At 69.9% G+C, this 15479-nt stretch carries 10 protein-coding genes and 1 tRNA gene; 7 read left to right on the top strand and 4 right to left on the bottom strand.

Going from position 1 to position 15479, the window contains the following annotated elements:
- The first annotated feature begins 175 nt into the window (after positions 1-175).
- Positions 176-1057 carry a recombinase zinc ribbon domain-containing protein gene (locus AC08OX_RS02335; RefSeq protein WP_476606277.1) on the top strand — a complete coding sequence of 294 codons (882 nt, stop codon included), beginning with the start codon at positions 176-178 and terminating at the stop codon, positions 1055-1057.
- On the opposite strand, the gene AC08OX_RS02330 is transcribed toward AC08OX_RS02335, so the two are convergent.
- Positions 1017-1089 (bottom strand) — tRNA-Leu (locus tag AC08OX_RS02330). The two genes, AC08OX_RS02335 and AC08OX_RS02330, sit on opposite strands and share 41 nt — an antisense overlap.
- A gap of 246 nt (positions 1090-1335) precedes the next feature.
- Here AC08OX_RS02330 and AC08OX_RS02325 point away from each other — a divergent pair.
- The 5 genes from AC08OX_RS02325 (at position 1336) to AC08OX_RS02305 (ending at position 10410) form a co-directional block, all read left to right on the top strand.
- Complete coding sequence (locus AC08OX_RS02325) at positions 1336-1935, top strand: ANTAR domain-containing response regulator (protein WP_476606274.1); 600 nt, start codon at positions 1336-1338, stop codon at positions 1933-1935.
- Positions 1936-2026: 91 nt separating this feature from the next.
- Positions 2027-3634: a branched-chain amino acid ABC transporter substrate-binding protein gene (locus tag AC08OX_RS02320; RefSeq protein ID WP_476606276.1), complete on the top strand. Its 1608-nt coding sequence runs from the start codon at positions 2027-2029 to the stop codon at positions 3632-3634.
- A gap of 323 nt (positions 3635-3957) precedes the next feature.
- The gene (locus AC08OX_RS02315) at positions 3958-5163 is read left to right on the top strand and encodes a branched-chain amino acid ABC transporter substrate-binding protein (RefSeq protein WP_476606273.1); all 1206 of its coding nucleotides are present in this window, start codon (positions 3958-3960) and stop codon (positions 5161-5163) included.
- A gap of 206 nt (positions 5164-5369) precedes the next feature.
- Complete coding sequence (gene polA / locus AC08OX_RS02310; protein WP_476606275.1) at positions 5370-8090, top strand: DNA polymerase I; 2721 nt, start codon at positions 5370-5372, stop codon at positions 8088-8090.
- Positions 8091-8340: 250 nt separating this feature from the next.
- Positions 8341-10410 (top strand): putative bifunctional diguanylate cyclase/phosphodiesterase, encoded by a 2070-nt coding sequence (locus AC08OX_RS02305; protein ID WP_476606272.1) that lies wholly within the window; start codon positions 8341-8343, stop codon positions 10408-10410.
- Between the two features lie 9 nt (positions 10411-10419).
- Here the strand turns inward: AC08OX_RS02305 and AC08OX_RS02300 are convergent, their stop codons facing one another.
- Together AC08OX_RS02300 and AC08OX_RS02295 are read right to left on the bottom strand one after the other, a co-directional pair.
- Positions 10420-11664 (bottom strand): M4 family metallopeptidase, encoded by a 1245-nt coding sequence (locus AC08OX_RS02300; protein ID WP_476606271.1) that lies wholly within the window; start codon positions 11662-11664, stop codon positions 10420-10422.
- 1 nt (position 11665) lies between these two features.
- Positions 11666-12325: a hypothetical protein gene (locus AC08OX_RS02295; protein WP_476606270.1), complete on the bottom strand. Its 660-nt coding sequence runs from the start codon at positions 12323-12325 to the stop codon at positions 11666-11668.
- A 99-nt stretch (positions 12326-12424) separates the two neighbouring features.
- On the opposite strand from AC08OX_RS02295, the gene coaE reads away from it, so the two are divergent.
- Positions 12425-13102 carry a dephospho-CoA kinase gene (gene coaE / locus AC08OX_RS02290; RefSeq protein WP_476606269.1) on the top strand — a complete coding sequence of 226 codons (678 nt, stop codon included), beginning with the start codon at positions 12425-12427 and terminating at the stop codon, positions 13100-13102.
- A 25-nt stretch (positions 13103-13127) separates the two neighbouring features.
- On the opposite strand, the gene uvrB is transcribed toward coaE, so the two are convergent.
- Positions 13128-15260, bottom strand: a complete 2133-nt coding sequence (gene uvrB / locus AC08OX_RS02285; protein WP_476606268.1) for an excinuclease ABC subunit UvrB — start codon at positions 15258-15260, stop codon at positions 13128-13130.
- Positions 15261-15479 lie beyond the last annotated feature (219 nt).

Genomic DNA, 15479 nt, shown 5'->3' with positions numbered 1-15479 from the left:
CCGGACACTCCAATTCATGGCCACTTAGCGCAACAGGCCGTCACACCATGCGACCTTCGCGCAGCCCTGGGTGTTCAACCGGCGGGCGACCCGGTCCCGACATGGGGCGGTCAACGGGCCGGAGAAGTGGGTGTGGTCATCCGAACCCGTCCACGAACCCTTGATCCCGAAGTGGATGTACGACGAGTTCAACGCCAACCGGCAGACCCGGCGCGGCTCCCGCGAGCACAACGAACTCAACCGCCACCCCGCGACCAAACGGACCTACGTGTTCCGGGGAATGATCCACTGCACCTGCGGGCGGCGGATGTTCGGAACCGTCCGCGATCCCAGTGCACCTGTCTGGTACAAGTGCTGGCCCCGAGCGAACAACCGGGGCCGTGACGACAAGTTCGCCGGACACCCCAACAGCGTCCGTATCCGCGAAGACGTCCTTGAAGCCGCGATCGCCGGCTTCTACGCCGAACGCGTCTTCGGGCGCGACAGGATCGCCCTCCTGAGCGCCGAACTCGCGACCTACGACGACCGAGCCGAGCGGGAACGAGCAGCCGAGCGAGGCCGGCTCCAGAAGAAGATCGACGAACTTGATCGCAGGCAGGGCAACCTGCTCCGCCAGGCGCAGGACGGCGACCCCGACGACCCGTTCACCCAGGGACTGCGCAGTAGCTACAACCAGCTCGACGCAGAGCGTAGGACCGCCCTCGGGAAGATCAAGGATCTCGACGCGGCGGACGAAACCGCACCCGACCGGCCAGGCCAAGACAGCCTCGCCCTCCTCGACGCCCTGCCGGAGCTGCACCTCAAGCTCCGCCAGGCGCCGGAAGCGTTGCAGCGACGCCTCTACGAAAGCACTCAGCTCACCGTCCACCTCGATCACGAAAGGCAGGAGGTGCACATGATGATCAAGATTCCGGTGGCAGACCTCGGCAAGGTCGCCCATCTGGCGGGAGTGACGGCCGCCGCCCCCGGGCCGCCCCGGCAGCCACAGGGCATCCACAGCGCGTGGATGCTGTACGTACCCCGGGTGGGATTCGAACCCACACTGTCGGTGGTTTGAGCACCGTCTCTCTGCCGTTGGAGTACCGGGGCCGGCGGGTGGAGCGTGTTGGATCAGACGGAACAGGGGCGAGTTGGCGCAAGTGAAACGGGCGGAGGAACCGGGCGGGACGAGGGCGAGGAGATCGCCGTCGAACCCGGCCGGAACCGCTCCTTGAAGACTCTATCCGGGTAGGGTGCGTTTCGACCTCCCGCCCTCCGTGTCCGGGGCGGGACGGCCCCCCGATCGTCCGTCCTGTCACACTAGGGACGCACCTCCGAGACCAGGAGTCCGACTCGATGAGCCACCCCTCCTCGAACCCGCGCCGGGTTCTGATCGCCGAGGACGAAGCGCTGATCCGGCTCGACCTCAGGGAGATGCTCCAGGAGGAGGGCTATGAGGTGGTCGGGGAGGCGGGCGACGGCGAGATGGCCGTCAACCTCGCCGGCAAGCTCCGCCCCGACCTGTGCATCCTCGATGTGAAGATGCCGAGGATGGACGGCATCGAGGCCGGTGCGAAGATCGCCAAGGACCGTATCGCTCCCGTCGTCATCCTCACCGCCTTCAGTCAGCGGGAGCTGGTGGAACGTGCCCGTGAGGCCGGCGCCATGGCCTACGTGGTCAAGCCGTTCCAGAAGAAGGACCTGCTGCCCACGATCGAGATGGCGATGAGCCGCTTCACCGAGATCGTGAGCCTTGAGGCCGAGGTGGAGGACCTGCAGGGGCGCCTGGAGGCCGGGAAGATCATCGAGCGGGCCAAGGGCGTGCTGCAGACCGAGCACGGCATGACCGAGCCGGATGCCTTCCGCTGGATCCAGCGCACCTCGATGAACCAGCGCCGGACGATGCGGGCGGTCGCCGAGGCCGTGCTGTCGGGTGAGGCGTTGCCGGGCTCGTGACCTCCGTGTCCGTGACCTTCGTGTCCGTGATCTCCGTGTCCGTGATCCCGGAGGCCGGGTGAGCGATTCGTCGCGGGCGTCTCTCGCGTCGATGACCGGTTCGATCGGGCGGTGGACCCGGGCCAGATCGTGCACCGGTCGCGGACGCGTGGCGCTTGCGGCTCTCGCTGTCCTGGTCCTCGCGGTGCCCTCGGTCCTGGGGCTCACGCTGGCCGCCAGCCTCGGTGCAGGCGATGACGCCGGTGGCGGCGCTGGCGCCAGAGCCGCCACCGGCGTCACCCGGGTCGCCACCCTCGGTGTGATGGCGCCGCTGTCCGGGGATCTCTCCACGGACGGGGTGAGCGCGCGCAACGCCGTCGCGCTCGCGGTCGACGAGGCCAACAAGTCCGGGGCCGTCCCGGGCTGGCGCATCGAGCTGTCCGCCCACGACGACCTGTCCCGTCCGGACGGGGGAGCGCAGGCCGTGGACGCCTTCGTGGCGAACAATTATGTCATCGGCGTGGTCGGGCCGCTGAGCTCACTCGTAGCGAAGGTGTCCCTGCCCACGCTGAGCGCCGCTGGCATCCCCGTCGTCTCCCCGTCGAACGCGGACCCGACGCTGACCGACTCCGGTTCCCGGCCGCGCACCCGGCCCTTCCCGTCCTACTTCCGCCTGGCCGGAACGGACGAGCGCCAGGCCCGGGTCGCCGCCGAGTACGCGGTCAGGACGCTCGGCCGCAGGCGTATCGCCGTCGTTGACGGCGAACCGAGATACGGCACGACCCTGGGCGCCCGTTTCGCGGCGCGCGCCGCCGCTCTCGGCGCGTCGGTGACATCGGTGTACCAGGTCCGGGGGGACGAAGCGGACGGATCCGAGATCGCCGACACCGCGCGGGCGATCGAGGAGGACGCCCCCGATCTGGTCTACGTCTCGACGGGTGCGGCCTTCGCCGGGAAACTGCGGGCCCGGCTCGCCGACGCGGGGACGTCGATCCAGGTAGTGGGTTCGGACGCGTTGCTCCAGCCCCGCTACACCGACGAGGCGAGGTCGGCAGCCGACGGCGATCTGATCATCGGTCCGCTGGTCCCGCCGACCCGGCTGCCGTCCTCGGGTGCCTTCGTCGCGGACTACTCCGACCGTTTCGGGGGACCGGCGGATGACGAGGGCAGTACCCGCCCTGGGGCCTCGGGCGGCGTGGAATCGCCTGGCGCGGGTGGGCGGTCGAGTGGGGCTCTGGGCCTGCGGAGCCAGGAGGACCCTGCGGAGACCGCCTCGCCCGGCCGGGGCGTCACCACCACCCCGAGGGTGGTTCACGGCACCTCGGCACCGGCACCGGCACCGGGGCCGGCATCGGCACCGGGGCCGGGCCTGGAGGAGGGGCCCCACGGGCCGCCGGCCGCCGGTACCCGCGGTACGTCCGGGGTGAACGAGCCCGCCGCGGAGCTGGAGCTGCGGCGGGCCGAGGCCATCCCCGCGGTCGCGGCCTATGCGTACGACGCCGCCAGGGCGATCATCCGCGCAGCGGCCACGGTGCTGCCGGGCCGGACGACCGTGGACGCGGCCACCAGACACGACCTCGTGACGGCGATCGGAAGCGGCTCGTTCGCGGGGATCACCGGCTCCGTCGCCTTCGACCGCTGGGGGGACACCCGATCGCCCACGGTCGTGCTCTACACGGTACTCGGCGGCAGATTCGTCCCGTTGAAGACGGAGAACTGACCGACCGGCGGTGACGTGTCGGCGGCTACCGCAATGGCTGCCGTAATGGCTGCGGCGGCTGCGGCAACCGACATCCTCCGACCGGGCCGTTGCGGGTTCTGCCGGGTCGTTCGCTTCTCCGATCGGGTCGTTTGCTTTCGGACTCACCGGCGAAACCCCCTTCAAGTTACGACACGCTCACGTTGCGCTTCCCTTCCGCTCCTCCGAAGGTTACGTTTTCGTCACTATCCGCTGTCGATCGGTTGCCGATGATGCGGTGGCGGACCGGGTTCTGACGCCGAGGGTGTCGGTAGCGGCAGCGATGTGCTGTGGGAGGGCGTGTCATGACGGGTCCTGGACGGCGAGGGGGCGTGCCCCGACCGAGCGTGACGCGGTGGGGGGCCCTCGGATCCGTGGGTGTGCTGACAGCCGCGGCCGTCCTTGCCGGCTGCGGCGGTGGTTCGTCCGGTGACGACGGGAAAAAGGAATACGCCATCGGCTTTCAGGGGCCGCTCTCCGGCGACAACCAGCAGCTCGGCATCAACGCCTACGACGGGGTGCTGACCGCTGTCGAGCTGGCGAACCGGCGCAAGGATCTGTCGTTCAGGCTGCGCCTGGTCGCCTCGGACGATCAGGGTATGGCCGAGCAGGGGCCAACCGCCGCGCAGAAACTGATCGACAATCCGGAGGTCATCGGCGTCGTCGGCCCCGTCTTCTCCGGACCGACGAAGTCGAGTGAGCCGCTCTACAGCGGGGCCGGGCTGCTGTCGGTCAGCCCGTCGGCCACCAATCCGGCGCTCACCGATCTCGGGTTCACCAGCTTCTACCGGGTCATCGCACCGGACACCGTGCAGGGATCCGCCGCCGCGGAATACCTTGCCAAGGTCGTGAAGGCGGACAAGGTCTACTCTCTCGACGACCGGAGCGAATACGGCACCGGCTTGTCCGGAGCGCTCGAGAAGGCCCTGACCGGCCGTGGCATCCGCGTGATCCACGACGGCATCAATCCGACGAAGGACTACACGTCCCAGGCCACGAAGATCCTCGCCGAGAATCCGGACGCCGTGTACTATTCTGGCTACTATGCGGAACTCGCGTTGCTGACCAGGGCGCTGCGCAGCAAGGGATACACCGGGAAGGTCGTCAGCGGCGACGGCGCGAACGGCGACCAACTCATCCACCAGGCCGGTGCCGGCAACGCCGAGGGAACGCTGCTGACCTGCCCCTGCGGTGACCCGAACAGCGATCCCGCGGCGGCGGGGTTCGTCGCCGACTACAAGACGATCAACGCCGACGCGCGGCCTGGAACCTATTCCGGCGAGGCTTATGACGCCACGAACGCCGTCATCGAGGTGCTGCGCCGGCTCGGTAGCGGCGCGACGCGGGAGGCCGTGCTCGCCCGGTTCGGCTCGGTCGACATTCCCGGGGTCACCAAGCGCATCAGATTCCGGAAGAATGGTGAGGTCGAGGGCTCGACGGTCTACGTGTACGAGGTCCGGGCCGGGAAACGGGCCGTGCTCGGCCCGGTCAGCTCCCTCGTCAGACCGTAACCGGCGGATCCGACCGACCGGCGGAGCGACGTGGTCGACGCATCGGTCCGCCCGCTCGCGGCGAAACTGTCCGACCCACGGCCTAAACTCGCCGCGTGTCCGTCACCACTTCGTCCCCCACCTCGTCCCCCACCTCGTCTCCGTCCGGGAGCCGCTCGGCAGCGTCCGCCACCGGGGCCACCGGGGCCACCGGGGCCGGCCCGGCCGTGTCCTCGCCGAGTCCCGCGCCATCGAGCCCCGCGAAGTCGACCCCGGCAACGCCCCGGTTGTTGCTGCTTGACGGGCACTCGCTGGCCTACCGTGCCTTCTACGCGCTGCCGGTGGAGAACTTCTCCACCACCACGGGCCAGCCGACGAACGCGGTGTACGGATTCACCTCCATGCTCATCAACGTCCTGCGCGACGAGCGGCCGACCCATGTCGCCGTGGCGTGGGACCTGCCGACCCCGACCTTCCGGCACACCCAGTACGCCGAGTACAAGGCCGGTCGGGGCGAGACCCCGGCCGACTTCGTCGGCCAGGTCAGCCTCATCCACCAGGTGTGCGACGCCCTCGCGGTGCCGGGGGTCAGCGCGCCGGGATACGAGGCCGACGACGTGATCGCCACGCTCGCGACCCTGGGCGCGGCCGAGGGGATGGACGTGCTGGTCGTCACGGGTGACCGTGACGCGCTGCAGCTGGTCGACGAGCGGGTGACGGTGCTGATGACCCGCAAGGGCATCAGTGACATGGTCCGCTTCACCCCCGACGAGGTGCAGGCGAAGTACGGCCTGTCCCCGGTGCAGTACCCGGACTTCGCGGCCCTGCGCGGGGATCCCTCCGACAACCTGCCGTCGGTGCCGGGGGTGGGGGAGAAGACCGCCACCAAGTGGATCCAGCAGTTCGGCTCGCTGGCCGAACTGGTCGATCATGCCGACGAGATCGGCGGGAAGACCGGGGCGTCGCTGCGGGCCCACCTGTCCGAGGTCATCCGCAACCGTTCCCTGACGGAGCTGTCCCGTGACGTGCCGCTCGACGTCGTCCCCGCCGGCTTGCGGATGCGGCCCTGGGACCGGGAGGCCGTCCACCAGCTGTTCGACACGCTGCAGTTCCGGGTGCTGCGGGAGCGGCTCTACGCGGCCCTCGCGATCGCGCCGCCTCCCGCCGACGAGGGGTTCGAGATCGAGCTGACCGTGCTCGGGCCGGGCGAGGTGGCCCGGTGGCTCGCCGAGCACGCCCACAGGGTCGGCCGTACCGGCCTGCACGCCCGGGGCACCTGGGGGCGCGGCACCGGTGTGCTCGCCGGTCTCGCGCTGGCCGCGGCCGGCGGTGCCGCGGCCTGGATCGACCCGACGCTGCTCACCCCCGCGGACGTGGCGGCGCTGGGCACCTGGCTCGCCGATCCGAACCAGCCGAAGGCCGCCCACGACGTGAAGGGGCCGATGCTGGCCCTGACCGAGCTTGGCCTGCCGCTCGCCGGTGTCACCAGCGACACCGCGCTCGCGGCCTATCTGGCTCTGCCTGGCCAGCGGTCCTTCGACCTGGCCGATCTCGTCGCCCGGTACCTGCATCGCGACCTGTCCGCCGACCCCGTCCCGGGCGGCCAGCAGCTGACCCTCGACGGCTCCGGCGAGGCCGACCAGGCGCACGCGGACGCCGTGCGGGCCCGGGCCTGCCTCGAGCTCGCCGACGCCCTCGACGCGGACCTCGAACGCCGCTCCGCCGCCACCCTGCTGCGGGACATCGAACTCCCGCTGGTCACGGTCCTGGCCGGCATGGAGCGGGCCGGCATCGTCGTGGACTCCGAGCACCTGACCGAGCTGCAGAAGCACTACGGCGGCGAGGTCAGCGCGGTCGCCGCGCAGGCCCACGAGATCGTCGGCCGGCCGTTCAACCTGGGCTCCCCCAAGCAGCTGCAGCAGATCCTCTTCGACGAGCTGGGCCTGCCCAAGACCAAGAAGATCAAGACCGGTTACACCACGGACGCCGACGCCCTCGCCTGGCTGGCGGTCCAGTCCGACCATCCGCTCCTGCCGGTGCTGCTGCGGCACCGCGACGTGGCCCGCCTCAAGACGGTCGTCGACTCGCTGATCCCCATGATCGACGATATTGGGCGCATCCACACCACGTTCAACCAGACGATCGCCGCGACCGGCCGGCTCTCCTCCGCGGACCCGAACCTGCAGAACATCCCGATCCGGACGGCCGAGGGGCGCCAGATCCGCCGGGCCTTCGTCGTCGGCGCGGGCTACGAGACGCTGCTGACGGCGGACTACTCGCAGATCGAGATGCGGATCATGGCTCATCTTTCGGGTGACGAGGGCCTCATCGAGGCGTTCGGCTCCGGCGAGGACCTGCACACCTTCGTGGCCGCCGAGGCGTTCGGCCTGCCGGTCTCCGAGGTCGACCCGGAGCTGCGCCGGCGGATCAAGGCGATGTCGTACGGCCTGGCCTACGGGTTGTCCGCGTTCGGCCTCGCCGGGCAGCTCGGCATCGCGCCGGACGAGGCCCGGGAGCACATGGACGCCTACTTCGCCCGGTTCGGCGGGGTCCGCGACTTCCTGCGTGGGGTCGTGGAACGGGCCCGCAAGGACGGCTACACCGAGACGATCCTCGGCCGCCGTCGCTACCTGCCCGATCTGACCAGCGACAACTCCCAGCGGCGGCAGATGGCCGAGCGGATGGCGTTGAACGCGCCGATCCAGGGTTCCGCCGCGGACATCATCAAGATTGCGATGTTGGGGGTCGACCGGGCGCTGTGTGCCGGGGGGTACGCCTCCCGGCTGCTGCTCCAGGTGCACGACGAACTCGTCCTCGAGATCGCGTCCGGCGAGCACGATGCGGTCGAGCGGCTGGTCCGGGCCGAGATGACCTCCGCGTACACCATGTCGGTGCCGCTCGACGTGAGCGTCGGCGCCGGCTGCACCTGGGACGACGCGGCGCACTGAGCGTTCCTGTTACCGAGTGTTCTTGTTACCGAGCGTTCCTGTACCCGGATGTCATTTTTGCGCCGAATTACTCCGCTGGCTTCCCGGATTTTCCGTCGTCTCCGGTATCAGTCGAGGAATTGTACCGAACCGTGAAATTGCATCGGTGCCGGGAAGCTGCTGGCTATGATGTCGGTCACGCCGGATCGACGGCTATGTTGGAAGGAAGCCTGACCCGGTCCTGTCGCCGTCGTGCACCGTGACCTCTCGGATGCGGGGTCGTTGCGACACCCGGAGCGACGTCCCGCTCGGTGCGGTTCGTCCCTGTTCGGTCCGCCTGATCCGCTCGGTCCGTTCGGTCGGGCTCATCGCGGGTCAGTGCGGGAGGAAGCGGTTTTTGATCAGCGGGCGTACGTTCGCCGGCCGTCGGCGTTTTCTCGTGGTCACCCCTGCGATCGCGGCGGTGCTCTTCCTGCTCGCCGGGTGCATTCCGGGCTCCCCGGGTTATCTGCGCTGGGGAAACTGGCTGGGTCTGGTGGTCGCGGTCGGTAACGCCGTCGTCGGGCTGGTGGCCAACCCGAGAGGGCGCTGGATTCCGCCCGTCGCCGTCGCCTCGCTCGCCGCCGCGCTCGCCTTCGCGCTGGCGAGCGCGGCGCCCGGCCGGAACGCGGACACATACCTGACCTGGTTCCCGGTGCTGTGCGCCTATGCCGCCCTGGTCCCCGTCGGCTGGGCCGTCGCCGGCACCGCGGCCGTCTGCGCTGCCGTCGTCGCCGGCGTCACCGCCCACGGCGGACTGGCCGAGGCCGCCGCGCCCATGTTCTCCACCATCGCCGCCGTCATGCTCGTGGGCGCGGTGGCGAAGGCCCTGTTCCGTGAGGGCCTGCTGCAGAACCGTTCCGATCCCCTCACCCGCCTGGCCAACCGGGGCGGGACGATGGAAATCGGGCAGTCCGCCGTTGCGAAGATCAATGCCGCGGGGAACGAGGCTGTCCTCGTCCTGGTGGACCTCAACCGGTTTCACGAGGTCAACGATGCGCTCGGTCACCTCGGCGGGGACCAGCTGCTGAGGATGATCGCTGAGACGTTGCCGACCCTGACTCCGAGGCCGGTGTTCGTCGGTCGGGCCGGCGGGGACGAGTTCGCGCTGGTGTTCCGCGGACCCGAGATCATCCCGGCGCCGCCCGTCTCATCTGCCTCACCCCCCTCATCCACCTCATCTGCTTCACCCGTCTCCCTCGGCCCGTCGGGCGCGCCGGCCGTCCGCAGCCCCCTGCCCGCGGCCATAGCCGCCGGGCGGCGGCGCACCTTGGGCCGGCGGGTCCTCCGCCAGATCCAGGGGCCCTTTCAGGTCTGCGGGGTCGACGTCGAGGTGGACGCCTCGGTGGGCATCGCGGTGGCCCCCCGCGACGGCGCGACCATGGCCACCCTGATGAGCTGTGCCGATGCGGCCCTGCTGCGGGCCAAGCGGGTCGGGGAGAGCGTGGGCCTGTGGGATGCCGGCATCGCCGGGGTGCGGCCCGAGGAGATCGCGTTGAACGCCCAGTTGCGCGCCGCGATCGGCCGCGACGAGCTCGTCCTGTACTACCAGCCGGTCCAGTCAGCTCGGACCGGTGGGATCGTCGGTGCCGAGGCGTTGCTGCGGTGGCGACATCCGAGCCGTGGGCTGCTCCCCCCCGGCGAGTTCCTGCCGATCGCCGAGCGGTCCCCCCTGATCGCGGACCTGACCCGGTGGGTTCTCGACGAGGCACTGCGGCAGTGCGCCGCCTGGGACGCGGGGGGCCTGCACCTGCCGGTGTCGGTCAATCTCTCCCCCCGGATGCTGGTGCTCGACGATCTTCCCCGGGTGGTCTCGGACTCGATCGCCGCGCACCGGCTGGCCCCCGACGTCCTCACCCTGGAGATCACCGAGAGCGCCCTGGTCACCCAGCCCGCGCGTGCGGCGACGATGCTGGGTCAGTTGCGCTCCCACGGCGTGGCGCTCTCCCTCGACGACTTCGGCACCGGGTATAGCTCGATGGAGATCCTCAAGACGTTGCCGTTTGACGAGGTCAAGATCGACCGGGGGTTCGTCACGGACGTCCGGGGGAGCCTGCCCGACGCCGCGATCGTGCGTTCCGTGCTCGATCTGGGACATCGCCTGGGGCTGCGGGTCGTCGGTGAGGGCATCGAGGACGAACGGATCCTGACGATGATGGTCGACTTCGGCTGCGATCTGCTGCAGGGAGAGGCGATCTCGCCTCCGCTGCCGGCGGAGCGCGTCCGCGAGCTGCTGCGGGCCCGGGCCGCGAAGGCGGGCAAGGTGGTCCCGGGCGGTGACGTTCGATGTCGCCGGGCGTGATGGTCCGAATTACCCGGCTGCGCGGACGACGATGCCGACGGCCTGCCACGCCTCGGAGACGGCCTTCCGCGCGTCCGCACCGAACAGCAGGCCGGCCTGGTGCACGGTCACCGAGGCGAATGCGCGGAACGTCGTGTCCGGCCGGATCTGCGGTGCGCGCAGGGTCTCATACCAGATGCGGCCGGCCTTCTCCCAAGCGTATCCGCCGAGAGCCGTCGCGGCGAGGTAGAACGCCTTGTTCGGGATGCCCGAGTTGATGTGGACGCCGCCGTTGTCGGCGGTCATCCGGACGTAGCGGTCCATGTGGTCCGGCTGGATGTCGTCGCCGAGTACCGGATCGTCGTAGGCGGTCCCGGGGGCCTTCATCGACCGCAGCGCGGCGCCTTGGACGGCGTCTGTGAGCAGCTCGTCGCCGATCAGCCAGTCGGCCTGCTCGGTGGTCTGGCCGCGGACGTACTGCTTCACCAGGGAACCGAAGACGTCGCTGATCGACTCGTTGAGCGCGCCGGACTGGTTCACATACATCAGCGCCGCCTCGTCCTCGGTGACGCCATGGGTCAGTTCATGACCGATGATGTCGAGCGACGCCGTGAAACGCTTGAACAGCTCGCCGTCGCCGTCGCCGAACACCATCTGGCGGCCGTTCCAGAAGGCGTTCTCGTAGTGGTCGCCGTAGTGCACGGTGGCGAGCAGAGCCATCCCCTCGTCATCGATGGAGCTCCGGCCCAGGACGTCGGAGTAGAACGCGAACGTCGAGCCCAGGCCGTCGTAGGCCTCGTTGACCGCCGCGTCGTCGATCGCGGCGCCACCCTCCTCGCGAACCATCGCACCCGGCAGGATCTCGGTGCCGCCCGCGTCGCTGACGGTACGCCGCGGGCCGCTCTCGGGCGCCGGGCGCGGTGGGACGGCACCGCGCCGCGTCGAGCGCATCAGGGCGTTGTGCACCCGGATGGTGCGATGAGAGGTGTCCTGGAGCAGGGTGGACAGGGCCCGGGAACGCTGCTCCTCGGTGCCGTTGCGGACAATGCGTTCGAGGATGTGGGGTGGGATCGCGCAGGGCAGGGCAGGGCAGGGCGTGGCGGGGGCAGGGCATCGTCGACTCCGTAGCGTGAGATGATCGCCGGTGGATTCCCGCGGGCGTCGACGGCCGCGGATGACCCCGGAGTCACCGACCTTGCTACCTGCGACACAGGATGTCCAGAGAGTGCCGGTCCACCGCCTTCTTCTGGCTAGCCGGAAACGTTCCGTTACCACCCTATCCGCGATGCCGGCCGGGCGATGGGCCGGGCGGGGAACCGGATGCAGTGCGGAGCCGACCCCGACGGCGCAGGAGCGTCCGCGCCCCCAGCTGGATGATCGCCAACGTGAGGCTGCCGAGGATCAGGAAGGTCATGTTCTCGTCGAGCCAGGTGACAACGCCGCGCATCCATGGCGTCACGGCGCGCGCCGCCGTCAGGTAGAGGGCCGAGGACAGCAGGGAGCCGGGAACCAGGAAGCGCAGGAACCGGCGCAGCGGGACGTCGCCGGCGCCGAGCGCCGCGTCCACCGCCGCGTTGGTGTTCAGCAGGCAGAACCACAGCAGCGGGCGCTGGGTGCCGCGGCGGGACAGCGCCGCCACGGCGCGGCCGGTGCTGATACGCCGTAGGAGCACCGAGCGGATGTTGTTGCGGGCCAGACCGAAGTAGCCGACGTCGATCAGCCCGCGGAAGAACGCGGCGATCAGCAGGGCGGGAACGAACGGCACCGTGCCGCCGACCAGCAGCAGGATCGCCCACGTGGGTCGCAGCGCAACGAGCAGCAACGGTGCCGAACCGGCGAGCGCCGGTGCCAGCGCGAGGCCGAGGGCGCCGAGACCGAGCAGCGTGCCGGTGAGCAGGGCCGGCCAGAGCCGGTGCGCGACCGGGGCAACCTCCATCCGCACAGTCTGCCAAGTACGCGAGCTGCCAAGTACGCGAGGGCGCAGCCGGGCGGACCGGCTGGGTGGCTGGCTCCGGGAGCTGGCAGACTCGACGATGTGTTCACAGTAGGTCTGACGGGTGGCATTGGTTCAGGCAAGAGCGCGGTGTCAGCGTGCCTCGCGGCCCGGGGCGCCTTGCTGATCGACGCCGACCAGGTCGCCCGGGACGTGGTGGCGCCCGGCACCCCGGGGCTCGCCGCGGTCCTGGCGGAGTTCGGCACCGAACTGGCGAACGCGGACGGCGGTTTGGACCGCGAGGCGCTCGGCCGGATCGTGTTCGCCGATCCCGCCGCCCGCGGCCGGCTCGAAGCGATCGTCCATCCGCTGATCCGCGAGGAGACGGCGCGGCGCATGGGGGAGGTGTCACCGAGCGGGATCGCCGTGCACGACATCCCGCTGCTCGTCGAGGTGCACGCCGAAGGCACCTACGACGTGGTGCTGGTCGTCGAGGCGCCGCGGGAGGTGCGGCTGCACCGCCTCGAGGGCCGCGGCCTGCCCCGCGACCAGGCGCTGGCGCGGATGGCGAACCAGGCCACGGACTCCCAGCGCCGGGCCGCCGCCGACATCGTGGTGGACAACGGCGGGAGCCTGGACGACCTCGACGCCCGCATCGAGGAGGTCTGGCAGGACCTGCTGGCCCGCCGCGACGCCAAGGCCGCAGCCGAGGCCGAGACCGTCGCCAGCGGCGCGGATGCTGCCGCCAGCGGCACGGACACCGCCGCCCCAGCCGGCTGATCGTGGCAGGCCGGCGCTCAAGGCATCACTGCACGCCGGCGGCGCCCATGCCACGCAGCTCCTTCTTCAGCTCGGCGATCTCGTCGCGCAGCCGGGCGGCCAGCTCGAACTGCAGCTCCTTCGCCGCCTCGTGCATCTGGTCGTCGAGCTGGCGGATAAGCTGCGCGAGTTCGTGGGAGGGCAGGCCGGCGAGTTCGGCGGCGTACCGGCCGACGGCGCCCTCCCTGCCGGCGCGCGACTTCATCCCCGGAACTGGGGCCTTGCCGCGGGACTGCGATCGGCCGCCGCCGCCAATCAGTTCGCCGTCGGCCGACTGGCGAACCATGTCGTCGAGGATGTCGACGACCTTCTTGCGCAGGGGCTGGGGATCCAGCCCGCGCTCGGTGTTGTAGGCGATCTGCTTCTCGCGCCGCCGGTTCGTCTCGTCGATGGCGCGGCGCATCGACGGGGTGATCGCATCCGCGTACATGTGGACCTGCCCGGACACGTTACGGGCGGCCCGGCCGATCGTCTGGATCAGTGACTTGTCCGAGCGCAGGAAGCCCTCCTTGTCGGCGTCGAGGATGCTCACCAGCGACACCTCTGGCAGGTCGAGACCCTCGCGGAGCAGGTTGATCCCGACGAGCACGTCGAACTCGCCGCGGCGCAGCTCGGTGAGCAGCTCCACCCGGCGCAGGGTGTCCACCTCGCTGTGCAGGTACCGCACCCGGATGCCGAGCTCGAGCAGGTAGTCGGTGAGATCCTCGGCCATCTTCTTGGTCAGCGTGGTGACCAGGACCCGTTCGTCCCGCTCGGCGCGCAGCCGGATCTCGTGGACGAGATCGTCGATCTGCCCCTTCGTCGGCTTGAGCACGACCTCGGGGTCGAGCAGGCCGGTAGGCCGGATGATCTGCTCGACGACGTCGACGGACCGGCCCAGCTCGTAGGGGCCCGGGGTCGCCGACAGGTAGACCGTCTGGCCGATGCGCTCGAGGAACTCCTCCCACCGCAGCGGGCGGTTGTCCATGGCACTGGGCAGCCGGAACCCGTGCTCGACGAGGTTGCGCTTGCGGGACATGTCGCCCTCGTACATCCCGCCGATCTGCGGGACGGTGTTGTGCGACTCGTCGATCACCAACAGGAAGTCGTCGGGGAAGTAGTCGAGTAGGGTGTGCGGCGGGCTCCCGGCCTCGCGGCCGTCGATGTGCCGGGAGTAGTTCTCGATCCCCGAGCAGAACCCGACCTGGCGCATCATCTCGATGTCGTAGGTGGTGCGCATCCGCAGCCGCTGTGCCTCCAGCAGCCTGCCCTGCCGCTCCATGGTGGCCAGCCGCTCGGCGAGCTCCGCCTCGATGCCGGCGATCGCCCGCTCCATCCGCTCCGGCCCGGCGACGTAGTGCGTGGCCGGGAAGACGTAGATCTCCTCCGCCTCGCGGACGACCTCCCCGGTCAGTGGATGCAGGTAGGTGAGCCGCTCGATCTCGTCGCCGAACATCTCGACTCGGACGGCGAGCTCCTCGTAGACCGGGAAGATCTCTACCGTGTCCCCCCGGACCCGAAACGTCCCGCGGGTGAAGGCGAGGTCGTTGCGGGTGTACTGTACGTCAACGAAGCGGCGCAGCAGCAGGTCCCGCTCGATCTCGTCGCCGACCCTCAGCCGCACCATCCGGTCGATGTACTCCTGCGGTGTGCCGAGGCCGTAGATACAGCTGACGCTCGCGACCACGACGACGTCCCGACGGGTGAGCAGGTTCATCGTCGCCGAGTGCCGTAGCCGCTCCACCTCCTCGTTGATCGAGGAGTCCTTCTCGATGTAGGTGTCCGTCTGCGCGATGTACGCCTCGGGCTGGTAGTAGTCGTAGTACGAGACGAAGTACTCGACGGCGTTGTGCGGCAGCAGCTCCCGGAACTCGTTGGCGAGCTGCGCGGCGAGCGTCTTGTTCGGAGCCATCACCAACGTCGGCCGCTGCAGGCGCTCGACCAGCCACGCGGTGGTCGCGGACTTTCCGGTGCCGGTGGCGCCGAGGAGGACGACGTCGGACTCGCCGGCCCCGACCCGCCGGGCCAGCTCGTCGATGGCGGCAGGCTGGTCGCCCGACGGGGAGAAGTCGGACACGACCTGAAACGGCGCCCGCGTCCGCTCGATGTCGATGGTGGGCCGTTCGAACGTTGTGCTCACGGCTTCTAGCACACCACAGGCCTCCGACAGTTTCCGAATCTCGATGTTGCCGAACTTCGATGTTGCCGAACCTCGGCAACGAAATCGTCGGCAACGAAATCGTCGGCAAAGTCGCGGACTCCCTGCGGTGTCTGCTGGGACGTTGACGGGCAGGCTATGCGTTGAGCATGTATGACACCCGGTCGTGACCGCGGCCCGGTGAAGGCGAAAGGAGCTCTG

It is taken from the genome of Frankia sp. CoBUL1, from assembly GCF_978021245.1.
Note: the sequence above shows the minus strand (reverse complement) of the source record. Positions and strands in the feature narration are given on the sequence as shown.

Bases quoted from the DNA above. Each gene is read 5' to 3' on its own strand.
- AC08OX_RS02335 (WP_476606277.1), top strand. From the start codon at position 176: ATGTACGACGAGTTCAACGCCAACCGGCAGACCCGGCGCGGCTCCCGC.
- AC08OX_RS02325 (WP_476606274.1), top strand. From the start codon at position 1,336: ATGAGCCACCCCTCCTCGAACCCGCGCCGGGTTCTGATCGCCGAGGAC.
- AC08OX_RS02320 (WP_476606276.1), top strand. From the start codon at position 2,027: ATGACCGGTTCGATCGGGCGGTGGACCCGGGCCAGATCGTGCACCGGT.
- AC08OX_RS02315 (WP_476606273.1), top strand. From the start codon at position 3,958: ATGACGGGTCCTGGACGGCGAGGGGGCGTGCCCCGACCGAGCGTGACG.
- AC08OX_RS02305 (WP_476606272.1), top strand. From the start codon at position 8,341: ATGCGGGGTCGTTGCGACACCCGGAGCGACGTCCCGCTCGGTGCGGTT.
- AC08OX_RS02295 (WP_476606270.1), bottom strand. From the start codon at position 12,325: ATGGAGGTTGCCCCGGTCGCGCACCGGCTCTGGCCGGCCCTGCTCACC.